6 protein-coding genes are annotated in these 11,235 nt (G+C 73.3%); 5 read left to right on the top strand and 1 reads right to left on the bottom strand.

The genetic code is table 11. The annotated features are described in order from the left end of the window. Nucleotides 1-38: 38 nt before the first annotated feature. The 3 genes from LZ198_RS40455 to LZ198_RS43570 are packed head-to-tail and all read left to right on the top strand — an operon-like array spanning nt 39 to nt 8,614. Nucleotides 39-1,931, top strand: coding sequence for a hypothetical protein (locus LZ198_RS40455; RefSeq protein ID WP_407667510.1), 1,893 nt, complete (start codon nt 39-41; stop codon nt 1,929-1,931). Then, nucleotides 1,928-5,530, top strand: coding sequence for a flagellar motor protein (locus LZ198_RS40460; RefSeq protein ID WP_253977524.1), 3,603 nt, complete (start codon nt 1,928-1,930; stop codon nt 5,528-5,530). Before LZ198_RS40455 ends, LZ198_RS40460 begins: the two co-directional genes overlap by 4 nt. A 9-nt stretch (nt 5,531-5,539) precedes the next feature. Further along, nucleotides 5,540-8,614: an MYXO-CTERM sorting domain-containing protein gene (locus LZ198_RS43570; RefSeq protein ID WP_253977525.1), complete on the top strand. Its 3,075-nt coding sequence runs from the start codon at nt 5,540-5,542 to the stop codon at nt 8,612-8,614. A 4-nt stretch (nt 8,615-8,618) separates the two neighbouring features. Here LZ198_RS43570 and LZ198_RS40470 read toward each other — a convergent pair whose 3' ends face one another. Next, nucleotides 8,619-10,019: a response regulator gene (locus tag LZ198_RS40470; protein WP_253977526.1), complete on the bottom strand. Its 1,401-nt coding sequence runs from the start codon at nt 10,017-10,019 to the stop codon at nt 8,619-8,621. 12 nt (nt 10,020-10,031) lie between these two features. Here LZ198_RS40470 and LZ198_RS40475 point away from each other — a divergent pair, with 12 nt between their 5' ends. Both LZ198_RS40475 and LZ198_RS40480 read left to right on the top strand, forming a co-directional pair. Continuing rightward, nucleotides 10,032-10,424, top strand: a complete 393-nt coding sequence (locus tag LZ198_RS40475; RefSeq protein WP_253977527.1) for a VOC family protein — start codon at nt 10,032-10,034, stop codon at nt 10,422-10,424. Between the two features lie 65 nt (nt 10,425-10,489). Then, on the top strand, nt 10,490-11,235 hold a 746-nt coding region (locus LZ198_RS40480), incomplete at its 3' end, for a GspE/PulE/PilB domain-containing protein (protein ID WP_456094083.1).

Raw genomic sequence — 11,235 nt, forward strand, 5'->3', positions numbered from 1 at the left:
GCGCCCTGAACCGGTTTCTCCTCGCCATCCTCCTGTTGCTGTGCGCCCCGGTCTGGGCGGACACGCTCGAGCTCCTCGGGCCGTCGTCCGCCGTCGCGCCGGATGGCTTTCCCGTGGCGCTCGCGCGGAAGGATGCCTCGGGTGTGCTCGTGCCGTTGGGTGCGCCCGTGGTGAGCGCCGAGGGCGCGGAGCTGAAGGAGGGCCCGGCCCAGCCGCCGCTGCGCACGTTCGTGGTGGTGCCGCGCGCCGGCGCCCGCGACGTGCTCGTGCGAGCGCGCGTCGACGGGCTCGAGGCGCAGGCGCGCTTCGTGCTCGGGCCGCCGGCGACGGAGGTGAAGCTGGCGCTGGAGCCCGCCGCGCCGGTGAAGGGGCGGGACAAGGAGGCGGTGCTCACCGTGCGCATGCTCCGTCCGGACGGCACCGCCGACGACACCGGCGCGCCGCCCGTCGTCCGCGTGAGCACGGGGCGCATCGAGGGGCTCGAGCGCGCCGAGCCGGGCATCTACCGCGCGCGCTACATGTTGCCGGACACGCGCTACCCGGAGGTCGCCATCCTGGTGGCCTTCTCCGCGTGGCCCAGTCCCCAGTCGGTGCATGGCACCTACGGGCGGGTCCTGGTGCCGCTCGCCGCGTCCGTCAACCTGCCGGGCACCACGGAGCCGGACGCGCGCATCTCCGTGGCCATCTCCGGGGAATCGTTCGGTCCGGTGACGGCGGGCGCGGACGGGCGCTTCCGCCTGCCCATCGTCGTGCCGCCGGGCCACCGCTTCGGTCAGGGCAGCGTGGTGGACCGCGCGGGCAACGTGCGGCGCATGCCGGTGGACCTCAACCTCCCGCCCACCGACGGGTTGGCGTGCGTGCTGCAACCGCAGCGGCTGCCCGCGGATGGTGTGTCGCGCGCGCGGTTGCTGTGTGCGACGAGTGATCCGCTCGGCAGTCCCGTGGACGACGCGAAGGTGACGACGCAGGTCCGCCACGGCACGCTGCGGGGCCCGGTTCGCGCGGCGGGAGGGATGTTGGAGTGGCTCTACACGGCGCCGCGGGTCCTGGCGGACGACGAGCGCATCGAGGTCGCCTGGCCACAGCGCGGGCCGGGCTCTCGTGAGTCGCTGGCGCTCCAACTCGTGCAGGGCCCCGTGCAGGAGGTGCGCGCGACGCTGTCCGACTCGCTGGTGCACCGGGGCTCGGAGGCTCGACTGACGCTCGATGCGCGGGACGCCCTGTCGCGTCCCCGCTCGGGCGCGAAGGTGGAGCTGGAGGCGCCCGTGGGGACCTTCTCTCCCGTGGTGGAGTCGCCGCCGGGGACGTATGCCACCCAGTGGCAACCGCCGGTGTCGGGCTCAGACGTCGACGTGACACTCCAGGCCCGGGCCTGGGGGCCCGTGGGCAGCGAGCCGGCGCGCATCTCCGTGTGGTCGCAGGACGGAGGGCTCTACGCGGGAGTCTCGGACCTGGCGGGGCTGCCCGTCCCCTCGCAGCCGTTGATGGTCGACGGACGGCCGCTGATGACGGGTGAGGACGGCACCGTGGCCCTGGGCGTATTGGCACCGGGCGTCCATGCCGTCGCGCATGGCGTGTGGACGGGCCTGGTGCGCACCCTCCATGTCCTCGGGAAGGACGGCCCGGTGTCCCCGCTGGAGGCGCCGCTCGTGCCGCCCGCGGCGCGGTTGTCGGTGCGGCTGGCCCCCGAGGTGCCCGTCAACGTGCGGCTCCGCGTCGACGGGGCGCGGGTGACGTATTGGTTGGAGGACGCGAAGGGCCAGGTGCTGACAGGGCGCGAGGTCCACGTCGCGCAGTCCAGCGGCTCGCGCGATGCGCTCGAGAGTCATGACGGACGCACGTCGTTCACGGTGCGCTCCGACCGTCCCGTGAGCGTGTCCGTCGCCGACGTCGCCACCGGCGTGACGGCGCTGGCCGAGGTCCGCCCATGACGCTCGCGCGCGGGTGGTGGGTCGCGGTGCTGCTGGCGATGCCGGTCTGGGCCCAGGGGGTGACGGCGGATGTCCCGTCGCTGGCCTCCACCATCGCCGGCCGCGTGTGCGACGACGTGGATGGTGACGGGCTGTGCGGCGCGGACGAGCCGGGGCTGGCGAACGTGCGGCTCGTGCTGTCCACGGGGCGCGAGGTGCGCACGGATGCCCGGGGCCGTTTCCACCTGACGGGCGTGGACTCACGCTCTCCCGACGCCACGGGCGGACTGCACCTGCGTCCGGGGCGTCACCGGCTCAAGGTCGATGCGCGCTCGTTGCCCGCGTCCAGTCGCGTGTCGCCAGAGGCCGCGACCGTGGAGGTGCCGTGGGGCGCCGTCGCCCTCCAGGACTTCGCGGTGCGGAGCCCGACGCCGAAGTCGGCCATGCCCCTGAGCCTCTCCTACTCCGACACGCCGCCCGTGGCGGAGGTGGTGTCGGGGGAGGGGACGGTGCGTTTCCTCGTGGCCGGTCAGGCCTCCGCGGGGGACCAGGTCCGCGTCTCCGGCGTGGAGGCCCAGGTGGATGCGCGGGGCGCCTGGCACGCCAACGTGTCGCTGGCGGAGGGGCAGAACCCGCTGGTCATCACGGCGACGTCGGAGGATGGCGTCGCGCGCCTGTTCCGTCAGCGCATCGACGTCGTCCGACGCGAGGGCGGGTGGATGGTCATCCCCCGCCACGTCGAGCCGGTGGCGACGGTGAGCCTGCCCGTCCGGAGGGACGAGGTCGTCGCCAGCGGCCCGGCGCGGCTGAAGGTGAGCGCTCCCGAAGGGACCCACGTGAAGGGGCCTCGGGGTGTGCTCGTCGTCGGACCGGAGGGCCGCCTGGAGGTCCCGGTGACGTTGTCCCCGGGCCGCAACGACGTGGGACTGGCGCTGACGCTCCCCGGGCAGCCGGAGCGCGTCGAGACGTGGGGGCTCGTCGCCGAGGCGAGGCCCTTCGCGGTGGCGTTGCTGGATGTCGAGGCGACGTTCGCGCCCGCGGATGGCGACCTGCAGTTGCGGGGACGTGGCACCGCGCATGCCGAGCTGCGCTTCCGCGACGTCGAGGTGGTGGGCGAGCTGGACCTGCGTGACACGGATGGTCGCACGTTGCATGGCGCGGAGCTGCCGGACTGGCTGCGCCCGCGCCTGCCGGAGCGCTTCGAGCGGGTGGGTGACCCCGACTTCTCTCCAGAGGAGTGGGCCGACGATTCGGTGTCGCTGACGCCGAACGCCGCGGAGGCCCGGCTGCGCGTGGAGGCGCGCCACGAGGACTACGGTCGCGCGGGCCTGGGCACCTACCGGGCGCTCGTGCAGGACCGTGAGGTGGGGCGCTACCACCGGCCCCTGTTCGGTCCCTACGCGGAGCTGCGGACCTCCAAGGACCCGGGACCAGGGGTGCGCGCGGGCGTGGAGGGCTTCGGCGGCAGCCTGAGTGATCCGACCCGGAGCCTCACGGCCGTTCCCGCGCACGAGGAGCTGCGTGCGACGGGCGGTAGCCTCTACTACCTGGGCGCGGTGTCGGTGGCGGAGGGCTCGGAGCTGCTGCGCATCGAGGTGCGCGACGGCGTCACGGGGCTGCCGCTCGCGGAGCGACACCTCGTGCGTGGCCGGGACTACGACATCGACTACTTCGCGGGGCGCATCCTCCTGTCGCGCCCGCTCTCGTTCCTCGCGGGGGAGACGTTCCTGCGCACGGACCTGGTGACGGAGGCGCCGGAGCCCGTGCTCGTCGCGGACTACGCGGCGCTGCGGACCGCGGACGCCGAGGACACCGCGGGCGCGGAGCTGTGGGCCGAGTGGCGCGGAGCGCGGCTGGGGCTCGCCGCCGTGCGCGAGGGCCGCGACGGAAAGCCCTACACGCTCTATTCGGGGCGCGCCTCGGGACGCCTGGCGGCGTTCTCGCTGGAAGCAGAGGTGGCCTCCAGCCGGGGCACGGCGGTGGACGCGGGCCTCTTCGGTGTCTCGGACGACGGAGGCCTCACGTTCCTGCGTCCCGCGTCCGTCCGCGATGCGCGAGGCGAGGCCGTGGGGCTTCGCCTGCGGGGCCCGGGCCTGCTGCGCGAGGGCGCGGTGGACGCGGCCTATCGCTGGCGCGCGCGTGGGTTCTCGGACGGAGCACACACCGAGGGGGCGCGCTTCCAGCAGCTCTCCCTCCGCGTGAAGCAGCCCATCGGGCGCTTGCGTCTGTCGCTGCTCGCGGACGACCGGCGCTCCGCGGACCCGCGTGAGCCCTTCGAGGACCTCCCCTTCGCCGCGAGCACCGTGGGCGCGAGCGTGGGTTGGGAGGAGTCGTCGTGGGGCGTGAGCGTGGAGGCGCGCGACGCACGCTTGAAGGCGGCGGAGGTCGTGGGAGAAGGCCCGGCGCTGTCGGGAGGACGAACGTCCGTGGGCATCGCGGGGCGTTACCGCCTGCTCGACGAGGTGTGGCTCCAGGCCTCCCACCGACAGACGCTGGCCCTCCATGGCGCGGGCCCGGGACGGGTGGACGACACGTTCACCGCCGCGGGCGTGGACGTGGAGCTGGGCCGCGAGACACGGCTGGGCGTGCGCGGTGGGTGGGGGCCGGACCTCGGACCCCGGGCCTGGGCGCAGGTGGAGTCGCGCAGCGGCGCCGACGTGTTCTACGGCGGCTACTCGGTCGACGTGGATGGGCCGGACTTCGGCGCGGGGCGCACGCTCACGGGCGCGCGCACCGAGCTGCCGGACAGCGGGACCGCCCTCTTCGTCGAGGAGGTGGGCCTGCACGACGCCACCGCGGTGCGGCTGTCTCGCGCGGTGGGGTTGCAGCAGACGCTGGCGGGCGGCTTCAGCGTGGGGGCCCGCTACGAGCGCGGCGTGCGGAGCCTGCTCGACGTGGACCCGCCGCTGCATCGGGACGCGGGTGGGGTGTTCGGACAGCTCCTCCTCGAGCGCCTGCGGCTGGAAGGGCGGCTGGAGCTGCGGCGGGAGAAGGGCACGGCGGAGCGGGGCTCCGACGCGCCGGTCGATCGGCTCCAGACGGTGGTGGCGCTGGCGGCGGAGGCGGAGCTCCATCGGGACGTGATGGCCTCCGGGCGCGTGGACTTCTCACGCACCGTCAACGAGGACGCCCTGGAGGCGCGGTTCGTGGAGGGCTACGCGGCGGTGGCCTGGCGTCCCGGTCCGTGGCTCGTGGTGGCCCGCTATGCCATCACCCGGGAGTTGCTGCCGGGGGCGCGGATGGCGTTCGGTGACCGGGCGTTGCAGGTCCTCTCGCTCATGCCCGCGGTGCGAGTGGGCGACCGCTTCGCGCTCGCCGCGGGCCTGCACGCGGGGCGCACCAGCCTGGAGGACTCCGCGCGGTGGGTGTGGACCGGCACGGTGCGTCCGTCCTTCCGCGTGGTGGGAGGACTGGAGGTCGCGGCCGAGGGCGCGCGGCGCACATCGTCCCCGGAAGGTGACCGGTTGACAGCCGTGCGCGCGGAAGTGGCATATCGGATGGATGAGCGGCTGCGAATGGCTGTCGGGTACACACTGCTGGGCTTCAGTGGTTTGGGGCTGACGTCCGAAACGTCGGATGATCAGGACCGGCTCTACCTGCGGGCGGAACTCGCCTACTAGGAGCATCGCGTGCGCGCCGGCATCGTCATCTGCCTCTGGCTCGGAATGACCGCGGTCGCTGACGCGGGGTGGCGGGAGGGGCTCGTCGTCTCGGGCGAACCCCGGGACGTGATGGTCTGGAGCCCCGACGTCATCGCCCACGCCTTCTCACAAGGGGCGGAGCTGCACGTCAACGAGTCCGCCACCGAGACGCGCTTGTTCTCGCCGGGCATCGGGACGCTGCTGTTCCCCGTGGACCCCTCGACGGGGTGCTTCGTGGGCGTGAGGGATTCGGGCGCCGTCCACGCGGGGGCGAACTGCGCGGTGACGGGGCCGGGGACCATCGTCCCGGACCTCCCCACGTCGACGAACCACAAGCTCACGCGGGTGCGCCAGACGCGCTCGGGACGCGGCTATGCCGCCGTCTCGGTCGACACGACCGAGTTCCTGCTGTTGACGGCGGCGCCCGGACGCCTGTTCCAGACGCCCTGGACACCCATCCTCCAGACGGGCCTGTACAAGGCGACGTCCGTGATGGGCGTGACGGAGACGTCGGGCAACGTGGCGAACGCGTTGGTCCACATCGTCGGGCCGCCCAACCTGCTGTGGTTTCGCGACGACCAGCGCGAGGCGGACGTCAACCTGACGCTCTCGACGAACCCGATCCAGGCCATCGACCTCATCCCCACCGGGGGAGCCTATCCGCTCGCGCTGGTGGGCAACCAGGACGGACTCTTCTGGGCACAGCTCCAGCCGCCCGCGCCGGGCACGCCCTTCACGGACTTCCGGCGCGCTTCGCTGCTCGATGCCACCGGGGTGACGGTCAACGCCGTGGACGTGAACGTCGAGCAGGGCAGCCCGCTGGGCGTGGGCTTCGGCCTCGCCATCGGTCGACGCAACGGTGAGGCCGTGGTGTTGGGCGCGGTGCCCGCGGCGAGCGCGGCGGACGCGGGCAAGGTGTGGCGCGTGCATCCCACGTTCTCCGCGGCGTCGCTGCCCGTGACGGACCCGTTCGACCAGGTGTCGTGCGCGGACTCCACGTTCTGCGTCATCACCCTGAAGAACCAGGGGCCGAACGTCATCTATTACGAGAACGTCTCTCCCCCCGTCTTCAACGCGACGCCCGAGCCCGTCGAGATCGACGAAGGGGCGATACGGACCCTCGACATCAGCGCGACGGACGCGGACGGCGACGCGCTGCGAGTCACCGCGAGCACCGGCTCTTCCTCCCTGGTGTCGCTGAGCGCCACGCCGCGCCCGGACGCCGTGTCGCTCCAGCTCTCGGCCGCCGTCGTCTGCAAGACGACGCTGACCGACTTCACCGTCTCCGCGTCCGACGGGCTCCGGGACCACGACCGGCAGAAGGTGGTGCCGGTGCGCATCGTCAACCGCGAGGGGCCGGAGCCGCCCATCGTGAACCCGTCCAGCGCGTCGACCTCCGCGGGAGGCCCGGCGCGGGTGTTCACCGCGTCCGGGGCACCGGGGCCTTGCGCGCCCACGGGCTACGTGTGGAGCGCTCCGCCCGGTCAGCCTCAACTGGCCTTCGACGACGACGGCAAGGCGACCTTCACGCCCCCCGCGAATGTGTGCTCGGCCTCCGGGGCTCGCTACACGTACGAGGTGCGAGCCCGCGACGAGGGCTCGTTGCTCTCCGGGGCCACGGCCTTCAGCGTGGACGTCCGGCCCTGGGGCGCGCCCTCCGCGCCCTTCTCCGAAGGCACCACGCGTCGGCTGACGTCGGGCCCTGGCTCGCGCGTGGAGCTGCGTCCGGATTCGCTCCATCCGTGTGATGGCTCGCCCGGGCTCCCCGCCGTGGAGACGGTGTGGCAGCTCCAGGCGGGGACGGCGCTGCCCCCGGGCGTCCGGGTGTTGGACGCGCAGGGACGGAGTGTCGATCCGACCGCTCCCGTGTCGGCCCTGGTGCTCGAGGTGGAGGCGGATTCCTGCTCCCAGGGCACGCTGTCCTTCGTCGTGCGCAACCGTCTGGCCGTCGAAGGCGGGGGCGTGCTGGACGGGGCTTCGTCCATCGTGCGCGTCGACATCCAGCCGGAGGTGGAGCAGGTCTCCACCGCGAGCCTGCTGATGACGGAGCAGCCCGAGGGGGGCGTGCTGGCGATCCAACTGGGGACCTCCCTGCAGTGCCCCGGGGCCTACGACCTGCGCGCCCGGATGTCCGTGGATGGGACCTCCCAGCCCGTGGAGGTGGTGTCCGTCCCAGGCATCTGGCGTCCGACGCTGCCGCCGGTCTGCACCGCGGAGCGCTTCACCGTGCGCGGGGAGCTGTTCTCCGACGGCACGCCCCCCGTCGAGGGAGGCCGTGCCCGGTTGGAGGTCACGGCGACCGCGCGCCCCGCGGCGCTGGGGGAACTCGAGGGAGGCGCGCTCATCGCGCGCTGTGGTGAAGGCGCGCGCGCGTCGTTGACCCAGACGATTCCGCCCGACGCCTGCGGCGAGGTGACCCTCGCCTGGCAACAGGAGGGTGGGCCCGCGTTGGCCCGGCCCTCGCTCACCGGGGCGAGCGTCTCCGTCGAGACCCAGGAGACCGGGTTGCAGACGCTGGTGGGCCAGTCCGTCACCTTGCGCGTCACGGCCGACGCGGGGCAGGGCAACCAGGCCACGACGCTGCACACGGTGCCCATCCTGGCCGAGCCGTTCGTGGACGTGGCGCACGCCACCGAGTCACCGTCGGGCTCCGACACGGGCCTGGTGGGCGTCGTGGTGGAGCTGCGCAACACGACGGGCTGCGCCGTGACGGGGCTGCGCTACGTCGAGCAGGTCGAGGGCCTGGAGGTGGTGCCCGGCAGCGTGAAGCTGGCGGGGCAGGCGCTCACGGAGTCCGTCGCCTCGGAGGGCTTCACCGTCGAGGGCGTCGCGCTGCCCGCGCACGCCACCGGGCAACTGACGTACGTGGCCCGCTCGAGGCTGCTCGCGACGCCGCGCTTCGTGGGGCAGGTGTTCCTCAACGGAGTCCCGGTGTCCGGGCCGCGCTCCCCCGAGCCGAAGGCGTCGGGCTGTGGCTGCTCCGAAGGAGGCCCGGGGACGGCGCTGATGGCCCTGGTGGCGCTGGCGCGTCTGCTGCGCCGCCGGGCGTCCGGGCGGCGCTGAAGCGTCACAGGCCGAAGGTGATGCGGTGCCGGCGGCTGGGCGTCTCCGGACGCTCCTCCAGCACCCCGAGCAACTCCAGCGCGCGCAGCGTGGCCAGGGCCTGGCGCTCCGACAGGTCCGTCAGCGCGAGCAGGTCGTCCACCGTCTTGCTGCCGTCCGCGTACGCGAGCAGCAGCGCCTGGGGACCCTGGAGCTTCAGTTCGTGGAGGCCGTACGGCGGGTCGGCGGTGGGGAAGAGGCGGCGCGACGCGCCCATCCGCTGACGCAGCGCGACCAGCGTCTCCGTGCGCTCCACGCCCTCCAGCACCAGGTCACCGGGGAAGACGGACAGCTTCACCAGGTCCGCGCGCTGCGGGCGCATGGGGCTGAAGCCATACTGCCCCTCCGTCCACGGGAAGGTGGTCCACAGCAGCTCCCGGACCTGCTCCTCCAGCAGTTGCTTGCGCCGCGCGGCGTCCAGGATGCCCAGGCGCAGCAAGGCCTCTCCGGTGCGCAGCGAGTGCTCCTTCGCGTACGCGGCCACCTCGGCGAGGCGCTGCTCGGGGAGGACACCCCGGCGCACGCAGAAGCGGCCGAAGCGCTCGTTCGCCAGGTTCGAGGCGGCGTACACGATGCGCCCGGACTCGAAGTAGACGACCTTGAGGATGGAGCCCTGCTTGAGCTTCAGCTCTCCGTGGTGACGCGACTCGTAATACGCGTTGAGCAGCCGCGGCACGGAGGTGTCCTTCAACTCCCCGGCGAGCGACCACTCGGGGAGCTTCTTCCGCGCGCGCGCCGAGGCGGTCGACGCGGGGACCGGCTCGACGGGCGCGGCCCACACCTTCTCGCGGTGGGCGAAGGGGAGGGGCAGCGACGGCTCCTCGCTGTCCAGGCCAGGAAGCGGCGCGGACTCCGGGACGGGCTGCAGCGGCGCCGCGGTCTCTCCCTCCTCGGGGACCAGCTCCTCGAGCACGATGAGGTCCGCGTCGTCGAGCAGCGCGTCCTGGTCGGCTTCACCTTCGACCGGCGGTGTCCGACGGGGCGCAGGGGTGACGCCGCCCGCCTGCTCCAGCGCGTCCATGACCTGGAGCAGCTCGAAGGGCTTCTCGAAGAAGGCGCGCGCGCCGTGGACCTGCACGGCCTCCTGGGCGAAACGGTCTCCCTTGTAGACGCCGCTCACGGCGATGGCGGGGATGCCGTGGGCGCGCAGGGCGCCGAGCACCTCGCTGCCGCGGATGTCGGGCAGGAGCAGGTCCACCAGGGCCGCGTCCCACTTCGAGCCTGGGCCGAGCGCCTCCAGCGCCGCCTCACCGGTATGGACGGCCCTCGCCTCATGTCCTCGGCTTTGGGCCGTGGAGACGATGAGGGAGGCCAGTTCCTGGTTGTCCTCGACGATGAGCAGTCGCGCCATGGGCGAGCGGACCATACCATCCGTCCCATGAACGTTCAGGGCTTCCACCACGTGGCCATCCAGGCGAGGGACGTCGAGCGGGTGACGGCCTTCTACAGGGACTTGCTGGGCTTCCCCGAGCTGACCCGGCACCTGCGGCCGGATGGCTCCCTGCGGAGCATCTGGGTCTCCGTCCCCGGTGGGGCCGGGGCCTTCCTCGCCATCGAGGCGGTGGGCGGCGCGCCGCTGGAGGAGCCCTTCCGGCAGGAGCGGCCCGGCTTGTTGATGCTCGCCTTCCGGATTCCGCGCGCCGAGCGGGCGGCGGTGGTGTCCGCGCTCACTCGGGCGGGTCTCTCCCTGGAGCACGAGACCCGGTGGACGGTGTACGTGAGGGACCCGGAAGGCAACCGCGTGGCGCTCAGCCACCACCCCGAGGACTAGAGCGAGCGCGTGCGGGCCGCGTGCGCGCTTGCGGAGCGGGATGGGGCACGGCTACAAGCCGGGGCATGCGCCTGGGTGAACTGCTCCTGAAGGAAGGTCTCGTCACGGCCGACGGGCTCGAGGAGGCACTCGAGGCGCAGGTGGTGCACGGCGGTCGGCTGGGGACGAACCTCGTGGAGCTGGGGCTCCTGGCCGAGGTGGACCTGGCGAAGTCGTTGGGCAAGCTGCACAACAGCGCGTTCGCCAGCGGGGAGATGGTGCCGGACCCCAAGGCCGTGGAGCTGGTGCCCCCCAACCAGGCAGACGACAAGGAGCTCCTGCCCATGCGGGTGGATGCCACGCGGCTGAGCGTCGCGGTGGTGAACCCGCATGACTTCGCGACGCTGGACGCCATCGCCTTCAAGACGGGCAAGCGCATCGTGCCGGTGGTCATCCCCGAGTTCCGGATGAACCAACTGCTGCGCCGCTACAGCAAGGCGTTCCGACCGCTGCGCGCCATCGACATGAACGCGGTGCGTCCGCGCCCGGCCCCGGGGGCCCAGGCGGAGCTGGCAAAGGCCGCCGAGCGTCCGCCAGACCTGATGAGCGAGGAGGAGTTCCAGTCCGTCTACGCGCAGGCGCTGCGTGGCGGCGCGGACTCCGAGGACGTGGTGCTGGGCGAGGAGGAGATCATCACCGGCGTGGAGGTGGTGGAGCTCGTCCCCGAGCCGCTGCCCGTCGCGCCGCCGCCTCCCCCCGCCATGGCGCGGCCCCCGGTGGCGCCGCCCCCCGTCGCCCAGCCGCGCCCCGTGGCGCCGCCCCCCGCGCCGCC

The organism is Myxococcus dinghuensis, from assembly GCF_024198235.1.
In the GTDB taxonomy this organism is placed as follows: Bacteria; Myxococcota; Myxococcia; order Myxococcales; family Myxococcaceae; genus Myxococcus; species Myxococcus dinghuensis.